The organism is Wolbachia endosymbiont (group A) of Andrena helvola (assembly GCF_964028415.1).
Lineage (GTDB): Bacteria > Pseudomonadota > Alphaproteobacteria > Rickettsiales > Anaplasmataceae > Wolbachia > Wolbachia pipientis.
The window spans coordinates 1,269,833-1,287,981 of the sequence record NZ_OZ034779.1 but is presented as its reverse complement, the minus strand read 5'-3'; the positions used below and the strand labels follow the sequence as shown (position 1 = coordinate 1,287,981).

General features: G+C 34.9%; 21 protein-coding genes. 14 read left to right on the top strand and 7 right to left on the bottom strand.

Features of this window, described 5'->3' with window-relative positions; all coding sequences use genetic code 11:
- Positions 1-52 precede the first annotated feature (52 nt).
- From ABWU73_RS06725 to ABWU73_RS06695, 7 genes are all read left to right on the top strand, one after another.
- Entirely contained in the window at positions 53-1,222 is a 1,170-nt protein-coding gene (locus ABWU73_RS06725) for an IS4 family transposase (RefSeq protein ID WP_264329432.1), read from the top strand.
- A 199-nt stretch (positions 1,223-1,421) separates the two neighbouring features.
- Positions 1,422-2,609: an MFS transporter gene (locus ABWU73_RS06720; RefSeq protein WP_141456806.1), complete on the top strand. Its 1,188-nt coding sequence runs from the start codon at positions 1,422-1,424 to the stop codon at positions 2,607-2,609.
- A gap of 60 nt (positions 2,610-2,669) precedes the next feature.
- Positions 2,670-2,975 (top strand): integration host factor subunit alpha, encoded by a 306-nt coding sequence (locus tag ABWU73_RS06715; RefSeq protein WP_006279881.1) that lies wholly within the window; start codon positions 2,670-2,672, stop codon positions 2,973-2,975.
- Positions 2,975-3,301: a MerR family transcriptional regulator gene (locus ABWU73_RS06710; RefSeq protein ID WP_006279880.1), complete on the top strand. Its 327-nt coding sequence runs from the start codon at positions 2,975-2,977 to the stop codon at positions 3,299-3,301. The genes ABWU73_RS06715 and ABWU73_RS06710 overlap by 1 nt, the downstream gene beginning before the upstream one ends.
- Before the next feature lie 45 nt (positions 3,302-3,346).
- Positions 3,347-3,943: a murein hydrolase activator EnvC family protein gene (locus ABWU73_RS06705; RefSeq protein ID WP_006279879.1), complete on the top strand. Its 597-nt coding sequence runs from the start codon at positions 3,347-3,349 to the stop codon at positions 3,941-3,943.
- A gap of 12 nt (positions 3,944-3,955) precedes the next feature.
- Positions 3,956-6,472, top strand: a complete 2,517-nt coding sequence (gene leuS / locus ABWU73_RS06700; protein WP_010962340.1) for a leucine--tRNA ligase — start codon at positions 3,956-3,958, stop codon at positions 6,470-6,472.
- 128 nt (positions 6,473-6,600) lie between these two features.
- Positions 6,601-7,236: a membrane protein gene (locus ABWU73_RS06695; RefSeq protein ID WP_010962341.1), complete on the top strand. Its 636-nt coding sequence runs from the start codon at positions 6,601-6,603 to the stop codon at positions 7,234-7,236.
- A gap of 472 nt (positions 7,237-7,708) precedes the next feature.
- Here the strand turns inward: ABWU73_RS06695 and ABWU73_RS06690 are convergent, their stop codons facing one another.
- From ABWU73_RS06690 to ABWU73_RS06675, 4 genes are all read right to left on the bottom strand, one after another.
- Positions 7,709-7,873: an IS3 family transposase gene (locus ABWU73_RS06690; protein WP_010082072.1), complete on the bottom strand. Its 165-nt coding sequence runs from the start codon at positions 7,871-7,873 to the stop codon at positions 7,709-7,711.
- Complete coding sequence (locus ABWU73_RS06685) at positions 7,866-8,027, bottom strand: DDE-type integrase/transposase/recombinase (protein ID WP_010082071.1); 162 nt, start codon at positions 8,025-8,027, stop codon at positions 7,866-7,868. Before ABWU73_RS06685 ends, ABWU73_RS06690 begins: the two co-directional genes overlap by 8 nt.
- Before the next feature lie 3 nt (positions 8,028-8,030).
- The gene (locus ABWU73_RS06680) at positions 8,031-8,327 is read right to left on the bottom strand and encodes an IS3 family transposase (protein ID WP_094189604.1); all 297 of its coding nucleotides are present in this window, start codon (positions 8,325-8,327) and stop codon (positions 8,031-8,033) included.
- 122 nt (positions 8,328-8,449) lie between these two features.
- Entirely contained in the window at positions 8,450-8,743 is a 294-nt protein-coding gene (locus ABWU73_RS06675) for a transposase (RefSeq protein WP_010082069.1), read from the bottom strand.
- 136 nt (positions 8,744-8,879) lie between these two features.
- On the opposite strand from ABWU73_RS06675, the gene ABWU73_RS06670 reads away from it, so the two are divergent.
- Positions 8,880-9,587, top strand: a complete 708-nt coding sequence (locus ABWU73_RS06670; RefSeq protein WP_006279877.1) for a pyridoxine 5'-phosphate synthase — start codon at positions 8,880-8,882, stop codon at positions 9,585-9,587.
- Here ABWU73_RS06670 and ABWU73_RS06665 read toward each other — a convergent pair.
- From ABWU73_RS06665 to rplM, 3 genes are all read right to left on the bottom strand, one after another.
- Positions 9,580-9,891, bottom strand: a complete 312-nt coding sequence (locus tag ABWU73_RS06665; protein ID WP_010082594.1) for an HU family DNA-binding protein — start codon at positions 9,889-9,891, stop codon at positions 9,580-9,582. The two genes, ABWU73_RS06670 and ABWU73_RS06665, sit on opposite strands and share 8 nt — an antisense overlap.
- A 146-nt stretch (positions 9,892-10,037) precedes the next feature.
- Positions 10,038-10,493: a 30S ribosomal protein S9 gene (rpsI, locus tag ABWU73_RS06660; RefSeq protein ID WP_006279875.1), complete on the bottom strand. Its 456-nt coding sequence runs from the start codon at positions 10,491-10,493 to the stop codon at positions 10,038-10,040.
- Between the two features lie 10 nt (positions 10,494-10,503).
- Positions 10,504-10,962, bottom strand: a complete 459-nt coding sequence (rplM, locus tag ABWU73_RS06655; RefSeq protein ID WP_010082596.1) for a 50S ribosomal protein L13 — start codon at positions 10,960-10,962, stop codon at positions 10,504-10,506.
- A 129-nt stretch (positions 10,963-11,091) separates the two neighbouring features.
- On the opposite strand from rplM, the gene ABWU73_RS06650 reads away from it, so the two are divergent.
- The 6 genes from ABWU73_RS06650 to ABWU73_RS06625 all read left to right on the top strand — a co-directional run bounded on the left by ABWU73_RS06650 (position 11,092) and on the right by ABWU73_RS06625 (position 18,126).
- Entirely contained in the window at positions 11,092-12,315 is a 1,224-nt protein-coding gene (locus ABWU73_RS06650; RefSeq protein ID WP_010082597.1) for a TolC family protein, read from the top strand.
- Positions 12,316-12,334: 19 nt separating this feature from the next.
- Complete coding sequence (locus ABWU73_RS06645) at positions 12,335-12,910, top strand: PopZ family protein (RefSeq protein WP_265017836.1); 576 nt, start codon at positions 12,335-12,337, stop codon at positions 12,908-12,910.
- A gap of 76 nt (positions 12,911-12,986) precedes the next feature.
- Positions 12,987-13,565: an RlmE family RNA methyltransferase gene (locus ABWU73_RS06640; protein WP_010962344.1), complete on the top strand. Its 579-nt coding sequence runs from the start codon at positions 12,987-12,989 to the stop codon at positions 13,563-13,565.
- Between the two features lie 1,016 nt (positions 13,566-14,581).
- The gene (locus tag ABWU73_RS06635; RefSeq protein WP_353285481.1) at positions 14,582-16,981 is read left to right on the top strand and encodes an ankyrin repeat domain-containing protein; all 2,400 of its coding nucleotides are present in this window, start codon (positions 14,582-14,584) and stop codon (positions 16,979-16,981) included.
- 148 nt (positions 16,982-17,129) lie between these two features.
- Positions 17,130-17,441 (top strand): hypothetical protein, encoded by a 312-nt coding sequence (locus ABWU73_RS06630; RefSeq protein WP_015588824.1) that lies wholly within the window; start codon positions 17,130-17,132, stop codon positions 17,439-17,441.
- Between the two features lie 136 nt (positions 17,442-17,577).
- A complete protein-coding gene (locus tag ABWU73_RS06625) occupies positions 17,578-18,126 on the top strand; it encodes a head-tail connector protein (protein WP_095742630.1) in 549 nt (182 codons plus the stop codon).
- Positions 18,127-18,149 lie beyond the last annotated feature (23 nt).

Below are 18,149 nucleotides of genomic sequence, written 5' to 3'. Positions count from 1 at the left end.
TAAGTGTTGAAAGTAACACAAAAAAGACATAAAGAACTATTATTGCAAGAAAATGGAGGCAATAATGGATCAAATAGAAAGAGTACTAAATTTAATAAAAGATGAGGATTTAGAAAGGCTAGGAAAATTAAGTGAAGTAGATAAATGTAATACTAAATTGTTGGGCAAGATTATATTTAAAGGTCTAATGAAGTTAATATTAATGGGGCAAAAAACAAGCCTAAGAGTGCTAGAAATGGTAATAAACAGGTGTATAATGGATAAGAATAGCGATAAAAGTACAGTAACATACAGTGGTTTGTCAAAAAGGTTAAAAGTTATAAATCCAGAATATTTTAAGGGAGTATACATTGATTTGATGAGCAAGATTAAAAAGCTATTACCCCAAAAAACATCAAATAACTTACATAAGTTTGATTCGACGATCATAAATTTATCGGGATATCTCATAAAAGATGGGCTAAAAATAGGCGGTAAAAGTAACGACAGTCAAGTTAAAGTGAGTGTAGGATTAAAGGATCAATTGCCGACAAGTATAAGATTTTGTAAAGGACAAGAAGAAAGTAGTGAAGATATAGCATTAGTGAGAGCAATTAATGAAGCTAAAGTTGAAAAAGAGGATATTTTATTATTTGATAGAGGAATCAGAAAAGTTGGAACTTTTGCCGAATTTGATGAAAAGGAGTACAAATTTATCACAAGAGTTAAAGTAGGAAGAAAACATGATGTTATAAGCAGGAACAAAGTTATAAGAGAACAAAAATCGGATGGATCAGAGATTTTAGAAGATATAATAGTTAATCTTTATCGTGCACGAGGTAAAGTGGCAGAAAAGCATGATCTACGGCTAATAAAAATCAGAAATAAAATTGGAGATGAAATATGGTTTTTGACAAACTTGTTTGAAATGCCAGCTTATGAAGTAACAGAGCTATATAGGCGCAGATGGGATATAGAAGTGTTCTTTAAATTTATAAAGCAAAATCTTGGATATAAGCACTTTTTAAGCCATACTATGAATGGCATGAAGGTGTATATTTACATGATTATTATTACGGCTTTGTTATTTCTTGTTTATAAAATCAAAAATAATCTACATGGGTTCAAAATAGCATTACTGCAATTCACATTGGATCTAAATGACTCTTTTATACGTTCGATTGTTTTACTGTCGGGAGGTAATTTACATGCCGTTGATCATCTCATATCACGTTATTTTTGATACTTTCAACACTTATGGGGCGCTGGGATGACACCCTGACAATCGTCATCCCGCTGCTTGTTAGCGGCTAAGAGATACCGCGGCGGCATGACGTAGGGAAACCGTTTTTTGGGTTAGCTATAACAGTAGTCAGGAAACAATAGCTTAAAAAGAGACTTAGTGTTAAATTTCTAATAGATTACTTATAAAAATAAATCTTATGGAAAGCAGAGCTAAGGCTTGGTTCATTTGGCTGATTAGTAACTTGGTTGTTATATTCAGCAACATGCAGATAATTTATACCTTTATAAGTGTAAATCTCGAAAAGGAACTTGGACTTACAATCGCGCAAGTTGCACTGGCTAATTCAGCATATACTTGGACTTTCGCCATCTTACAATTTTTTAGTGGAGCAACGTTTAATGTTTTTTCCAGTAAAAAAATTTATTTTTTCTCGTTATCAACTATGATCTTGGGGTTTTTTGTCCTTATTAATAGTGACAATTTCTCCCATTTGATTTTGTCTCAAGTGTTGATTGCAACTGGAGCATCATTTGGTTTTATTGGTGCTGCTCACACAAGTAGCATATGTTTTTCCGCTGCCCAATTTGGACTAATGTTTTCACTAGTGCAGACAATTTCAAGCCTTTCTGCTTTGGTAATTCAAATACTGTTCTCTAACTTGCTTGCCGAAGATGCATATTGGAAAAATCTGATTGTATGCATAATACTATTTGGTGTGTTGATATTTGTACTTACGCTTTTTTGTCCAAACACACTTCCAGAAAGCAGCTCAGAAAAGCGCACAATAAAAAGCTCTATGAAGACAGTAATGTGCTCTATATTAACAGTGCTAAAATTAAGAGATATCTGGATAACTTCAGTGGTGGGTGCTATTACTTTTGGAACATTTTTAGCACTTAATACCTTGTGGGCTCCAAGGTTACTGGGCAACTCAGAACTCAATGCAATGGAGTCAGGTATAGCAACTGCAATACTATGGCTTGGTCTTGCAGTTGGTGCTCCAATTGCAGATCGAATCTCAAACTTATTTAAAAATAGGAAACATGTAATTTCTGCTTTTGCTTTATTGCAAGGCGTCTCAATTATTATTTTACTATACAGCCATTTAACAGTCCACGTTGTGTACTTTTGTATGTTAATGTTCGGGTTTTTTGCGGGAGGACATATGCTTAATTTTACTGTCGGCAGCGAGATTGTGAAACGAAAATACATCAGCACATCATCATCCATTATCAATGGATTTATGTTTATTGGCAGTGGAGTTATAGTGTCAATGTTAGCACTTTTTACAGATCATAAAATGGCACTTTTTGCAATATTTGCGATATTGATAGTTGCCGGTATTTTAAATTATGCAACAAAAGAGACATACTCTAAAAAATAAAGTAGCTGAATCTCGAGTCGATTGCTATATTATATTTACGTATTGTAATATTTATCAATAATGGATCACGTTACAACAAAAGACACAACAGTAACTAAGGCAACGATAGCTGGAGATATAAACCAAGAAATAGGATTATCAAAGGAAGACTCTGTTTCGATAATAGATGATATATTGGACGAAATAAAGACAAGCTTGGTAAAGGATGGAATAGTAAAAATATCGTCATTTGGAACATTCTTGGTTAAGAAAAAGAAGGAAAGACCAGGAAATATACCAAATACATCGGAGAAAGTGATGATTCAGGCAAGAAATTCAGTTTCTTTTAGGCCTTCAAAAATTATAAAAAAATCAATCAATAATTAATGAACAAGGAAAAATTATTTTATACGATTGGGGAAGTAGCTGAAGAGCTACATTTGGAACAGCATGTTTTGAGATTTTGGGAAGGTCAATTTCATCAAATTAAGCCTACAAAGCGTAAAGGAAGAAGGCTATATGATCGCAAGTGTATAGAGGCCATAAAGAAAGTAAAATACATGCTATATGATAAAGGATATACAATAAAAGGAGTGCAAAAAGAATTTGGTAATGATATAAAAGTCACAAAGAATTTGTTGCAAGAACTCACCGATTTGAGGGACTATTTAACTAGTAAAATAAATAACGAGGAAAGTAACAAGCAGGCGTGAAACACTACGTCTCGCTAAAATTTTGGAGTTTTGTGAGAGTTTAAAATGTGGCATATAGCCTCATTTCTTATGTTATTAGCAATATTAATAGGCTGTGGCCTGCAAAAACCTGCACCTGTGCTGCTTAAAGGCGAAGAATTTTACGGAAAAAGAGATCTGGAATATACAAGAGAGTACCATTTAATTAGGGAGCCTTCAGTGCAAAAAGAAAGTAGAAAAGCCATCATAAATAGGATATACAAAGATAACAATAATACACAAAATGTGGGGGTAAATTGTAAATTTGTAATGCCAGTTAAAGGTTCAGCTACCTCTTCTGATGAAATGTGTAAGGATGGCATAAAAATTGCTGCTCAAAATGGAACGAACGTAGTTTCCTCTGCACCAGGCAAAGTGATATATGTAGGCAAAGGGCTGAGATGGTATGGGAATTTAATTATAGTGGAACACAAAGATAATTACATGACTGTGTACTCCTATTTAAAAAACATACATGTTGAAATTGGCGATAAAGTAAAGCAAGGTCAAGTAATTGGATCTGCAGGTAAATCAAGCACACAAGATAAAGATCCACAGATGTGTTTCACAATACGACATAATGGCCAAGCGGTTGATCCTTTGATGCATATGAACTGTAATTGAATTTGGATTTATATGAAATATGATTTTAAAAGTGTTGAAAAATTTTATCAAGATAAATGGGATTTTTCTGTAAGCAAGAGTGGTAAACAAGAAAAGTGTTACGTGTTGGAAATGTTTCCATATCCATCTGGTAAAATTCATATGGGACACTTACGTAACTATGCAATAGGGGATGTGATAGCGCGTTACAAGAGAGCTAATGGATTTGAGGTTTTGCATCCAATTGGCTGGGATGCGTTTGGATTACCAGCTGAGAATGCAGCAAGGGATAACAATATTAGCCCCGAAACATGGACAAAAGAGAATATAGATAATATGCGTACACAGTTGAAATCTATAGGTCTTTCTTATAATTGGGAGCGTGAACTCTCCACATGTGAGCCTGATTATTACAAACACGAACAAAAATTTTTCCTGGATTTTTTAAAGCATGGGCTTGCCTATCGAAAAGAATCATGGGTTAACTGGGATCCAGTGGACCAAACAGTGCTTGCAAATGAACAGGTGGTTGATGGAAAAGGATGGCGATCAGGTGCAGTTGTTGAAAAACGTAAGTTGTCCCAATGGTTTTTAAAGATTACTGATTTCGCTGAAGATTTACTCAAGTGCCTGCAAAGTTTGAAAAATTGGCCAGAAAAAGTCAAAACAATGCAGGAGCGTTGGATAGGAAAATCTGAAGGAGCAACTATAGAGTTTGAAGTAGTTGGCTTGAATAAGAAATTAAAAGTTTTTACAACTTATCCTCATACTTTGTTTGGGGCTTCTTTTTGTGCAGTGGCAGCAGAGCATCCTATTGTGCAGGATTTAAAGAATGGTTCTTCTGTTGTCATCCCAGTGCTTGACACTGGGATCCAGGAAATAAAATCAAAAAGAGAGAACGATGAAAAAATAGGAGTTTACACCGGATTAAACGTCAAACATCCATTTCTTGATAAGGAATTGCCGCTTTACATAGCGAATTTTGTGTTGATGGAATATGGGGAAGGCGCGATTTTTGGTTGCCCTGCACATGATCAGCGTGACTTTGAATTTGCACAGAAATATAATTTGCCGATAATTCCCGTTATTTCTTCAGCCCACTTAGGTGTCATTCCAGCGCGTGACCAGAATTCTTACAATGGATCCCAGTGTCAAGCTACTCAGATGACAAAGGAGGCGTATACTGGAGACGGGACAATGTTTAACTCCGAATTCTTAAACGGATTAATGGTTAGTGAAGCAAAGGAAGCCATAGTTAAAAAATTTGAAGAAAAAAAAATAGGCAAAAAAACAATAAACTATCGTTTGCACGATTGGGGAGTTTCAAGGCAGCGTTATTGGGGATGCCCTATACCTATCATATATTGCAAAGATTGCGGAACTGTTCCAGTGCCAGAAAAAGACCTTCCTGTAGTTCTACCAATAGATGTAGAATTTACAAGTGGTGGCAATCCGCTGGATAAGCACCCAACTTGGAAATTTGTTGATTGTCCAAAGTGCGGAAAGCAAGCAGAGCGTGAAACTGATACATTCGACACCTTTTTTGAATCTTCCTGGTATTTTGCTGCATTCTGTAGTGAAGATAAATCAATAGACAAAGATGCATGTAATCGTTTTATGCCTGTTGATTATTATATAGGTGGGATAGAACATGCAATTCTGCATTTGCTTTATTCAAGATTTTTCTGCCGTGCTTTAACCAAATGTGGCTATTTTGATATTAAAGAGCCTTTCTCTACTTTAATCACTCAAGGAATGGTCTGCCATGCAACTTATAAAGACGAAAATGGTAAGTGGCTATTTCCCGCAGAAGCAAAAGAATTAATAGCGCGAGGTGCAAAAGTTCAAGTGGGCAAAGTTGAAAAAATGAGCAAATCGAAAAAGAATACAGTTGACCCAAACTTTATCATAGAAAAGTATGGTGCTGATACTGCTCGCTTGTTTGTGTTGTCCGACACTCCTCCGGAGAAAGATATGGAATGGTCCGATGATGGCGTGGAAGGTTGTTCTCGTTATGTAAATAAATTGTGGCGTATGGTCATGCAGCTAAGACCTGTAAATATACACTATGATAATGAAAATGTTACGGGTGGACTTCTAGAGTACAGAAAAAAAATTCATAAACTCTTACACGGACTTACAGATGACTTGGAAAACTGCAGATTAAACTGTGTAGTGGCAAAATTTCGTGAGATGACGAATTTAATAGCTGAAATAGACGTAAAAACTGGAAAATCTCTTATTGATGAAGGTATATGTATATTAATCAGAGTAATCGAACCATTCATACCACATCTAGCTGAAAGCCTATGGCAAGAAATAGGAGGTCAACCTTGGCCAAAAGCTGATGAATCATTATTAGTTGACGATACGGTAACTATAGCAGTGCAAATCAATGGAAAATTACGTACAACAATCAAGGTGGCAATTAACTTACCTCAAGAAGAATTGAAGAAAATAGCGATAGACTCTGTGTCCAGTAAGATCGATCAAAGCAAAGTTCGCACTGTATATGCTGTACCAAATAAGATAGTAAATATAGTTATATAAAAGACCTGAGTAGTACGTTTTATATAATCTGATTTTATGGCTATACTTTTTTTGACATGTAGTTATATCTTTTTTAATATAAAGGATATATACTTATGCATTATATATTTTTTTGTATGAGGAGTTATATGAAAATAAAGAGATTGTGCGTTTTGGCTGTGTTGCTTACTTCATCTCTAGCAGGTGCAGCTAGTAATAGTGCAAGTAAGTCAGAAGATAAGTACTATGCAGGTTTAAACTTTGGTGCTGGTTGGGGTGGTGGCTTTAAAATGAAACCTGGTGTTGTTCTTGGTTACCATTATGACCAAAACTCTAAATTTGAACTTGAGGTTCTCAGTAATATTAAGTCATTAAAGAGCATAGGAGCTAGCTTATTGGCAAACTACCGCTTCTATCCTGACCTTGATATTGATCCCGTTAAACTATATGTCAGCGGAGGTTTAGGAGGATATCTCCAAATAACACCTTTTGGCTTTGGTGTTAGTGATACAGTTGATGGTGATGGCAATAGTTCACAAGAAGAAAAAGAAAAGGAAGAAGAAACACAAGGTGCTCCAGAATCAGGTGGTGAAGCTGCTGGTTCATCTGTAGTAGATAAAATACTGAGTTCTATTTCCTATAAACTAAAGTTAGGTGTTGATTATGAAATTACTCCGCAGATAATTGGTGCAGTTGGTATGACCATGGGTGGGCAACTAAGTGGTATAAAAGCAAAACAAATACCAGATGCAACTCTAGAGATAGGGGTACGTTATAATTTTTAATGCTGCTACTTAGTTCATAAAGGTAGAGACGATGTTGAGGATGAAATAAACAGCATTAAAAAAAATCCGAAAACGTATTTTCGAATATGGTTTTGAACGCTAGCTATAGATTAGAAAAATAACAAGAAAAAGGGTAAACATACTGTAATTGCTGTTGAATGATGGAGTCCATTATTTTAGCACGAAGTAACGAATTCAGTAGAATAAGTTCTTCAAAAATAATTTAAACTTTTATTAGTAGGAGCAGTCTCATGGAATATTATAGCGATCTCACTAAAAGAAACTTTTATAAGTATCGTTGATGAGAAAGGAAAAATTGTTAAGGAAGAAGTTGTTGCAAGAGAAAGTAAGGCAATAGCTGAATTTTTTCTTGGTCAAGGCAAAAATGACCTTACCCAGAAAAAGTGGAGAGAAAGTGTGGAATGTTTTTTACAAAAAGAATGATGCATCAAATTGTTCTGGAATGCAATAGTTAATAGTGACGTTGTTTGTTATAAAAAATTTCTATGTATTCAAATATTGCAGTTCTAGTTTGTTGAGCAGAGTGTTGTGAAGTATCAATAAGTATTTCTCTTTTCAATGAGCTAAAGAAGCTTTCTGCAACAGAATTGTCGTAACAACAGCCTTTATTACTCATCTATATTCTTTACAGCTAAGAGATATTGATACCCTTGCGCAGTATATTGTGAACCTTGGTCACTGTGCAGCAGTAGATTTTTAACAGGTTTACGCCTATTAATGGCCATTAATAAAGAGTTCATAACCAATTGTTTATTTATTGCACTACTCATTAACTACCATACGTGAGAATTATTGCTGCCAAATATAGCCATCCCTCCTTGGTTTTGATGTAAGTAATCCCATACTTTATTTGGTTGATCAACAATAAAGTTTTGATCTAGTATATTGGGAGCTACAGCTCTATTATCTGTTTGTTGTTTTTTAATTTTAAACTTTCTTCTCAGTATAGCCCTGATGTCATTTTTCTGCATAATACTTTGCACCGTTTTCAAATTGCAACTTTTACCCAAAGCCTTCAATTCAGCATGAATTTTAGGAGCTCCATATCTACATTTAGAAACTTGATATATTTTTTGAATAGCTTCGAGTAGCTCTTTATTTGCTGATTCTCTACTGCTTATTTTTCTTGTGGTCCACTTATAGTAGCCACTAGCAGAAAATCCTACATAATTCCTGTACTTTATAGCAGTTACTATATAAAAAAATATTTTACTCTTTTTGACTGGCCAGGGCTTTTTTTTAAATGTCTCTTTCCCTTGTTACTCTTGCTTTGTAAATCAAACCTCTCTTTGTCATAAGGTGCTACATCTGGAAATGCATTTGCCGCCGACTTTTTTTCGTTGTGTTTCTTTATCCATTTTCCTAATAAACCACCCTTTATTCCTAAATCTCTTGCTATTTTTGTAATTGTTTGACCTGCCTTTCTTTGTTCATTTGCCAGTTTAACAGCTTCCAATTTGAATTCTGCCGTATATTCTCTTACCATTTCTAATCCTCCAAAATTTTATTTTACCCAAAAAAACTCTTTTCTTTCTCTCCACTTTTTCTGGGTAAGGTCAAACAATGACTATGCAAAAAACCTAATAACATGTATAATCTATAAATAATTTCTGAGGTAGATTGTGAAACTAGGTGTTAATATCGATCACGTTGCAACCCTCCGCAACGCACGCGGAACTTCTTATCCAGATCCATTGAAAGCAGCAGAAATAGCCATTGACGCTGGAGCAGACTTTATTACTGTACACTTACGAGAAGATAGAAGGCATATTAGAGATGAAGACGTATTTAACCTAAAAAAAAGCATTAGCACTGAGCTAAATCTTGAAATTGCAGCCACGGAAGAAATGCTTGAAATAGCAAAAAAGGTAAAACCCTATTCGATTAGTATAGTACCAGAAAAAAGAGAAGAATTAACAACCGAAGGTGGCCTGGATATCGTGAATATGCACAGTAAACTTTCTAGTATAATAGAGGAAATGCATAGCTCTAGCATAAAAGTCTCACTGTTTATCGATCCAAATATTGATCAACTAAAATATCTTGAAAAGCTAGGGACAAAACCTGACATAATAGAAATTCACACAGGGGATTACTGTGATAATCCATCAGAAAAAAAGTTACAGTTAATTACTAATGCTGCAGAGTACGTCAATAAATTAGGAATAGAATGCCACGCAGGACATGGCATAACTTATAAACACGCTAAGAAGATGACAAGAATACCTCACATCTCAGCTCTTAACATAGGCCACTATTTAATTAGCGAAGCTGTATTTTACGGCTTACACAGCGTAGTAAAAACAATGAAAATGACAATGTCTAACTAACTGCTGCTTTTTCCTTCTCATTTAAAATACTTAAAAGAGTTTGGCTTGCTTTAAATTTTACCCTTGTCTTTTTAGGAACAGTCATGATCTGACCACTTTGGGGGTTACGACATTGTTTTTCCTGACTGATAGCAGTAGAAAATGTTCCTATTCCATGCAAACGTATTTCACCTTTCCCATGCAGCTCATTCTTTATTATTTTAATAAACGCATCATGAATCTTGCTCAAATCAGATTTTGTTATATCTATATTCTGACTAGAACAATCTTCCTTTAATTGTTTTATTATATCTTCTTTACTCATAAATTACCTTAATATTGAAAAAATCACATAAATAGCATATTATGTTGACACCGATAGTCAACTAAATTCATCACAAAAATAGAGGATATCATACATTTTTGCAAATATTTGTATAATACTTACAAAAAAACACCCCTATAAAATAACTATCTCTTAGAAAATTGACACTTTTTCCGAGCTTTATGTTGACCATATTTCTTACGTTCAACAACACGTGAATCTCTAGTTAAGAACTCACCATTACGTAGTATAGAATGCAAATCTTGGCTTACACTACTTAAAGCTCTGCTTATTCCATGAGCTAGAGCACCTGCTTGACCAGATAGCCCTCCACCTTTTACAGTTGCAAATACATCGTATTTATCCAATGTGGAAGTTGCAACAAATGGCATTTTTACTATTTGGCACACTGACTCTCTTTTAAAATAAGAAATTAGATCGCCTTTTTTGTTAACACTAAATTTTCCACTCCCCGGCTTTATCCATACTCTTGCTACAGATTCTTTTCTTCGGCCTGTAGCATATAAACGACCAAGCGAATCAACTGCTGATTTAATTGTCTTTTCTGACCAATCATTGTTATTTATTGTAGAACTCTTCATTTTTACTCCATTACTTTTTATTTTTACGATTCAAAGAGGCAAAATCTATCTTTTCAGGTTGCTGTCCTTGATGCTTATGCTCTGAACCAGAATAAACATACAAATTTTCAAAGCGTCTACGTGCCATAGGCCCATCATCAAGCATCCTTTTCACTGCCATTTCTATTACACGCTCAGGAAATTTGCCATTTAAAATATTATCTGGAGTAGTTTTCTTCAAACCACCAGAATAACCTGTATGCTTATAGTAAATTTTATCTTTAAGCTTCTTTCCGGTGAAATGCACCTTTTCTGCGTTGATAATAATTACATTATCGCCACAATCCATATGAGGTGTATACTCAGGTTTATGCTTTCCACGTAATAGTGTCGCTACAAATGCTGCAAGCCTCCCTACCACTAATCCTTCTGCATCTATGACAAACCACTTTTTATTGATTTGTTTCTCCTTTAAGAAAAAAGTCTTCATTATTTGATCCAACAATAGTAAGCTATGATATACTTAATTTCTCAATAGTGTCAACAATATTAGTTATTGATTATTAAAGTAATTTATGTTAGTAATTGAGCTGCGCAACCAATATGCATAGGAATTAGAATGTTTCGATTGATTATCACACTTGCGATCATTTTTAATACTATAAGTTGCTATGCAACCGATGTGGGAGAAGTGATAAGCAAAGCCATCAAAAATAGCTCAAAAATAAAGTCTCAATTTTACCAATATAAAAGCGCAGAAAAACACTATAAATCTTCTGGGTTAGCTGGATTTTTACCTGACATTAATTTGCAATACAATTTCGATAGTAACTTTAATCTTGATACATCTGAAAAAAAACTTACATTGCGCCAGAAATTAATCGATGGCGGTGGTACCTTTGCCACATTCAGTCGATCAAGCCATCTTCTCAAAGCAGAAAAGATGCGATTTCAGCAATTAAAACAAGAGCTTGCACTTAATGCTGTGAAAGCATATGTTAATGTTTTACAAAAGACAGAAATATTAAAGCTCAGAGAACATAAAGAACGCGTTTCTTTGGAACATTTGTCAGCTATGAAAAAACGCTTTTCCCTTGGAGAGGTAACCAATGCTGAAGTTTTGTTAGCAAAAGCAAAATTTTCGTCTTCTATATCCGAAAGAGTTGATGCTGAAGGTAAATTAAAGTTGGTAAATATTGCTTATTATCATTTGATTGGCGAAGATGCTGATGACCTTTCTGAAGCTAATGATAAACTACCTTCTGTTCCAGAGCTAAATGAATGTTTACAGTTAGCAAAAACCAATAATTTATCTCTAAAAGCAGCAGTTTATCAAAAAAGAGCAGCCGGAATGGAAGTGATTGCTGAAAGCTCTAAGTGGCTTCCTTCTTTAAATCTAAGTGCAAGCAAAAATTTTGGGGAGGATGGTATGAAGGTAGACAAACTATTAGAAAATGTTCATGTAGTTTTTACTCTTGATGTTCCAATCTTTAAGAGAGGAGTTAATGCTTTTGGTGTCAGTAAAGCTAAAATGGATGCAAAAAAATCTACCTACGATTATTATGAAACGGTAAAAAATATAGAACAAGCAGTTGTAAATGCTTGGAATAATGTGTTGACAGCAAAGGCCATTATCAAAGCAAGTCAAGAAGCGGAAAAAGCAGCAGCTCTAGCATTGGAAGGAGTTGAGCAAGAAGTAAACTTAAATTTAAAGAGTACATCTGACCTTTTGGACACTGAAGATGCATTATTTAAAGCACGTTCAGACTTAGTTGAAGCAAAAAGCAATTATGTGATTAGTGTTTACAACTTGCTTTTTATGATAAATAGTATAAACCTCTAAATTTAATGGTATTAGCACTATGCATGATGAACAAGGTAATCAATCTGTAAAAGATATCCTAGAAGATATAAAAAAAGCTATATCGGGTAAAAACGCGAGTAACGATAAAGCAGAAATAAAGGATGAAAATGATGATGTGCTATACCTTGAGGAAGAGTATCCAGAAGAAATAAAAGAAGATGGCAAAAAAGAAAATAATGAAAAAGAGGACATTGATAATGATGACCAAAGTGAGGAAATGGCTTGCAACAATAACCAATTTAATGGCCATAGCTACAATTCAGAAGAAAAAAAAGATATTTATTTGTACGATAATATCCAAATGAGTAATAACAAAGCGAGTAATAGCGGCTTACAAGCGCAAAATAACGATCATCTAATTTTAAAAGAGAATATGGAAGAGATCAAAGCGTTGCTTGGAAAAATGCAAAACGAATTACAGCATAAACAACAAAAAAAAGCGAACCTTACTGTTGAAGAATTAGTTACATCTCTTTTAAAACCTCAGCTCTCAGAATGGCTGAATAAATATCTACATGCACTGGTAAAAGAAGTAGTTGAAAAAGAGCTTAAAGATATAATTAATAATAAGTAGGGTATTAGCAATAAAAACTAGAGTAAAGACGGCTAGAGGCAGAAAACTATCTTCAACAAGGTGGCTACATCGTCATTTGAATGATCAGTATGTGCAAAAAACTAGCAAGGATGGTTATAGGTCACGCTCAGCATATAAGCTGGTAGAAATGGATAACAAATTTAAATTATTCCAAGAAGGGCAAAAAATTATTGATCTTGGTGCTTCTCCTGGTGGATGGTCACAAGTTGCATCTCAGAAAGGTGCAAATGTGGTTGCTCTTGACATAAAACCAATGAATGCAATTAATGGAGTAGAGTTTATACAATGTGATATTATCAATGAGTTTGAAATTTTAAGAGAAAAATTCAAGGATCAAAAATTTGATGTAATTTTATCTGACATGGCGCCCGAATCTTGTGGTTTAAAATCGTTGGATCATATCAGAATTATGCTTTTATGCGAAGCAGCGCTCAATTTTGCAAAGCATTTCTTGAGTCATGGTGGCACGTTTGTAGTAAAAATTTTCCAAGGAGAATCTGACAAAGATTTTTGTAACGAGCTAAAAAAAATGTTTAAAACAGTAAAATACTTTAAACCAAAGTCAAGTAGATCTGAATCTACAGAAATGTATTTGGTAAGTTTAGGCTTTATTGGCAGCAAACCTTCTATATAATATTAATCTAGGTAGTCCGCAGAAACAAAAAACTTGCTTGACAAACCTCGCCAGCCCCCTTATCATGAAACTGAAGCTATTGTATTTGCTTTCGCCAATCTGCAGATTAAAAGGTAAGGATTACTTAATGTATCGGCGTCTTATGTTCAATTTTTTGCAGTATATAGATACTGTATGTCTTTACAAAACTTCATCTACATCTAGATTTTTATCTAAATAAGCTGAACGCGCTTATAAAGCGTTACAAGACATCAAAAAATGCCAATACTCGACAGAGATAGTAAAAGACTAGCTAACTCGGGGATTCTTTGTCTTTTTTTCTGCTTAGTAAATTTCTTAAACATTTGCAGCGTAGGTTAGTTGCAATTAAAAGCAGCTAAATCTTGCTTGTCAAGCGTTTAAAACATAAAAAACGCCAATATTTTAAAGCAGATAATAACCCCAGGGCTTCTTTTGCCTTTTTTTTTATTTGGTAAATTTCTTAATATTTATGGCTAAACGACAACCGTCATCCCGCTACGTGTTAGCGGCTAAGAGATACCGCGGCGGTATGACGGTTTGCGGCGGCATGACCTCGTCATTCCCCTACGTGTTAGCGGGATCTCTTGTTAGCGCCGCGGCGGTATGACGGTTCGTGGCGGCATGAAGATAAGCTCGTCATCCCGCTGCTTGTTAGCGGGATCTCTTGTTAGCGCCGCGGCGGTATGACGGTTCGTGGCGGCATGAAGATAAGCTCGTCATCCCGCTACTTGTTAGCGGGATCTGGAGATACCGTGACGGTATGATGAGGGAGAACAGTTAGCGGATGAGATACCGCGAATGAATCGTGGTATGACGGTTCGCGGTGGCATGATGTAGGACTGCTGTGACACCATTATAGAATGAACCAGTGTCAGCTACTTGCATAGAAAATGTTTATGACTAATTTTTAGATCAAACATGGAATTTCGACAAACTTAACTTTTTTGTGAGATGGTTCAGCAATAATAAATAAATTGAGAGGAAAGGTTACGGCAATGGAAAAGAAAAAGTTTTTTGAAATAATAAATGAGGTAAGCAAGAGTGAAGGTTTAAATGAGAATAATTTACTTGAAAGAATAGGGAATAAGCTAAAAGATGCAGACTCAATAGTATATAGCACTTATAACAATTTGAAGATAGATAAGATGTTCAGTATATTAGATTCAGACAAAATTGTAAATTATATGTTGGTACATCTTGCTGTGGAATGTAACAGTGTACCAATAGTAAAACTCCTACTAGCAAAGGAAGCAAAAGTTAATGAACCAATATATGAACTTGATGAAGCTAAGTCTAAGCTAACTGCTTTGCACATTGCTGCTTTGCATGGTCATCAAGAGATAGTTCAGCTTTTATTGAATAATGACGCAAATCCTTCACTAAAAGATAGTCAAGGCCGAACTCCAAGGGATATTGTCGGCGATGTAGAAGGTAAAAAGGCTATAATAAAAATGTTAGAGGAAGGAGAACAACGTTATGCTGAGGCAAGAGCTGCGAGAAGACAAAATAGACAAGGCACTTTACCGCAGCCTAATAATAAAACTCCAGGAAATTTAGCTGTGAACGGAAATAACACAACTGCTGCAGTGCAAGCATGGAATGCAAGAGATCAGAAAAAGAACAACGGAACTACACTAAACAGCAGAGAAATCTATGTACAAGATGAGGATGAACAGACTTCTTCAAACTCAATCGTTAATGAAAACAATACAGACAAAGTAGATGATACATTAGAAAAAGAACAGGCTATAAGAGAAAGAGATGCTATGGCGCAAAAGTTGCAAGAGGCAGAACAAAGACTTGCCAATAATCAGAAGCGCATAGAACATAATGACTTGCACAGTCAACATCCAGAGCAGTATACTACATATAATGGGGAACAGACCTTTTTAAATAAAAGTAATAGTGGCGATAGTGGAATATATTTTGATGTAGATGAATCTGAAGCTTTAGGCCAATCTATATTAGAAAATGGAGAAGATATTAATGCACAAGATAAAGATGGCGTGATCCATTTACATTGGGCTATTGCAGATAACAATAAAGAATCAGTGGAACTTTTGGTAAAATGTGGAGCAAAAGTTGATGTACAGGATAAAGATGGACTGACCCCTTTACATTATGCTGCTGCATATGGTTGTGTAGAGATTGCAGAATATCTAGTAGAAGGTGGAGCAAATGTTAATGCACAAGATAAAGTTGAGCATACTCCCTTATATTATGCTCTTGCAAATGACAATAAAAAATTAGCAAAGCTTTTGATAAAGCATGGAGCAGATCGCTCATTGATAAAGGATGAAGACCTAATAGATAGACTAAACAGTATGTGTGATCAGCCATCTGAGGTTGTACCTAGTACCTTTTCTCATTCCAAAACACACAACGCAACGGAAACTCCAGAAAAAGCAGAAAAGGTTGAAAAACGTAAAGCTAAGTTAAGAGAATTACGTACTCAGCTAAAGGATGAGCAGAAAAAGAATGAATTGCTAAAACAAAAAATACAAGATCTAGAAAGTAAAAACACAACGCTTAATAGTGAATTAGAAAAAACAAAAACTAAAACAGACGAAGTACCATTAGAAAAAGCGCAAAAGGAACTAACAGAATTGAAAAGTTATATCACTGGACATGGAGCTAGGCTGGACACACTGGAGAAACTCAATGAAGAGAATGAATCACTAAGACAAGAAATAAAAAATCTAAAAAATGAAAACACAACACTTAAGGGTGAATTAGAAAAAACAAAAACTAAAAAAAACGAAGTACCATTAGAAAAAGCGCAAAAGGAACTAACAGAATTGAGAAATTGTGTCACTGAACATGAGACTAAATTGGAAGCACTGGAGAAACTCAATGAAGAGAATGAATCACTAGAACAAAAAATACAAGATCTAGAAAGTAAAAATACAACACTTAATAGCGAATTAGAAGAAAACGAAAATAAGCATTCTAAAACAAAAGTGTTGTTAGAAAAAGCGCAAAAGGAACTAGCAGAATCAAAAAGTTGCATAGTTGGACATGAGACTAAGTTGAAAGAATTCGATAAAGAGAATGAATCACTAACACAAAAAATAAGAAGTCTGGAGAATGAAAACACACCACTTGATGGTGAACTGGGCAAAACTAAAACAAATGAAGTGTCACTAGAAAAAGTAGGAAAAAGACAATTTTCCCCAAAAGTTGCCTATGCGAGCCTTGCAGCTATGTTAGCAGTAGGTGCTGCTCTTAGTATTGCTTCCGGATTGTCTGCTCTATTAATAGTTGCAGCTTCTGTGGTATCTGCACTGATAGCTGGTGGCATTACATACACAATATCAAAACCCATCGCTGAACCAAAACCTACCACTGAATTGAAAGAAGTGAATATTCAAGATTCAGCACAACGGTGTTTGTAAAATTTAATTTGTACACTTGCTATAGATTCCAGCGCGTGACGCTGGAATGTAGTAAAAAGTATTTGTAAGTTACACAGTAGTGTGAATTTTTTACTTCGGTAGTTTTTCATTGTCATTATAATCATAATAATAGTTGAGTTTAATTGATATGAAAACTTTTACGAAAAATTTTAAAAATAACGAAAAAAAGCTAGAGGAGTTTAATAAGGAAATTGAAGATATAACAACTATAGCTCAAGATAAATTTGCACATGAACTTGAAAATATCGCATATGACAGTGTGCAAAAATTTCGCAGTCTGCTTGCTAAAGAGTTAAACTCCACCTTCAATAATATTCATTCTCAAAATGTCAATCTACTAAAATCCAGCCTAGTTGAATATGCTATAAGTTCAAATTTTATCAACAAAAAAGGAGAAACAGCTTTAATACGTTCTCTTCTTAATATATTCATACGATAAAGCACTCAGAGTTGTTGCTGCGCCAATTTAACTTAATGTTGCATGCAAGCTGCATAGCTAAAGTAAGTAAGATTTGCCCCACGCTGTCACGAGGTAAACCTTACTTATTCTAGCTATATCAAAAAGGAGGGTTATTATGTCAATAAGATCTACTTCACCAAGAATATCTGTGCAACGTAAATCTAAGCCTGAATCTTTTCCAGTTACTTTAGAAGAGGTTAAATCTTTTTTACGCATTGAGAACGACCAGGATGATAAGTTGATTTCAGATCTAATTTTTATGGCAACTGATTACGCTGAATGGCATATGGAAAAGTCACTGGTGAAACAAACATGGCAAGTTTCATATGAAGATTATGTACCTCGTAGGATCTATTTAAGCTATGGCCCTGTGAGTAAGATAGTATTGGCTACTGCAATGATGTCTAAAAATCAAGAGAAGAGTACACTTAAGTATTATTTTAGTGATGTAGGGGGCTACGTTGAGTTTTTCAATTGTTTGAATGCAATAAGAGTTGATGTTGTATACGAAGCTGGTTATGACAATGTTCCTGAGCAGATAAAACTAGGTATTATGCGGCATGTTTCTGCTCTTTACAAAAATCGTGAATCGGAGGTAAGTAGCCATTTATCTGAAGTGAAGAAGGTATATTCTCCATTTCGCGAACCAAAGGTTGTTTTGTAGCTCTTTCTGGTCATTCAAACTGG

What these genes read in the sequence shown, in the direction of transcription:
- rplM (WP_010082596.1), bottom strand. Translation starts at nt 10,962, where the DNA reads ATGAAGACTTTTTTCTTAAAGGAGAAACAAATCAATAAAAAGTGGTTT.
- ABWU73_RS06705 (WP_006279879.1), top strand. Translation starts at nt 3,347, where the DNA reads ATGTGGCATATAGCCTCATTTCTTATGTTATTAGCAATATTAATAGGC.
- ABWU73_RS06685 (WP_010082071.1), bottom strand. Translation starts at nt 8,027, where the DNA reads ATGAGTAGTGCAATAAATAAACAATTGGTTATGAACTCTTTATTAATG.
- ABWU73_RS06675 (WP_010082069.1), bottom strand. Translation starts at nt 8,743, where the DNA reads ATGGTAAGAGAATATACGGCAGAATTCAAATTGGAAGCTGTTAAACTG.
- ABWU73_RS06725 (WP_264329432.1), top strand. Translation starts at nt 53, where the DNA reads ATGGAGGCAATAATGGATCAAATAGAAAGAGTACTAAATTTAATAAAA.
- ABWU73_RS06665 (WP_010082594.1), bottom strand. Translation starts at nt 9,891, where the DNA reads ATGAGTAAAGAAGATATAATAAAACAATTAAAGGAAGATTGTTCTAGT.
- ABWU73_RS06645 (WP_265017836.1), top strand. Translation starts at nt 12,335, where the DNA reads ATGCATGATGAACAAGGTAATCAATCTGTAAAAGATATCCTAGAAGAT.
- ABWU73_RS06690 (WP_010082072.1), bottom strand. Translation starts at nt 7,873, where the DNA reads ATGAGTAATAAAGGCTGTTGTTACGACAATTCTGTTGCAGAAAGCTTC.
- ABWU73_RS06635 (WP_353285481.1), top strand. Translation starts at nt 14,582, where the DNA reads ATGGAAAAGAAAAAGTTTTTTGAAATAATAAATGAGGTAAGCAAGAGT.
- ABWU73_RS06650 (WP_010082597.1), top strand. Translation starts at nt 11,092, where the DNA reads ATGTTTCGATTGATTATCACACTTGCGATCATTTTTAATACTATAAGT.
- ABWU73_RS06630 (WP_015588824.1), top strand. Translation starts at nt 17,130, where the DNA reads ATGAAAACTTTTACGAAAAATTTTAAAAATAACGAAAAAAAGCTAGAG.
- ABWU73_RS06720 (WP_141456806.1), top strand. Translation starts at nt 1,422, where the DNA reads ATGGAAAGCAGAGCTAAGGCTTGGTTCATTTGGCTGATTAGTAACTTG.
- ABWU73_RS06625 (WP_095742630.1), top strand. Translation starts at nt 17,578, where the DNA reads ATGTCAATAAGATCTACTTCACCAAGAATATCTGTGCAACGTAAATCT.
- ABWU73_RS06715 (WP_006279881.1), top strand. Translation starts at nt 2,670, where the DNA reads ATGGATCACGTTACAACAAAAGACACAACAGTAACTAAGGCAACGATA.
- rpsI (WP_006279875.1), bottom strand. Translation starts at nt 10,493, where the DNA reads ATGAAGAGTTCTACAATAAATAACAATGATTGGTCAGAAAAGACAATT.
- ABWU73_RS06695 (WP_010962341.1), top strand. Translation starts at nt 6,601, where the DNA reads ATGAAAATAAAGAGATTGTGCGTTTTGGCTGTGTTGCTTACTTCATCT.
- leuS (WP_010962340.1), top strand. Translation starts at nt 3,956, where the DNA reads ATGAAATATGATTTTAAAAGTGTTGAAAAATTTTATCAAGATAAATGG.
- ABWU73_RS06710 (WP_006279880.1), top strand. Translation starts at nt 2,975, where the DNA reads ATGAACAAGGAAAAATTATTTTATACGATTGGGGAAGTAGCTGAAGAG.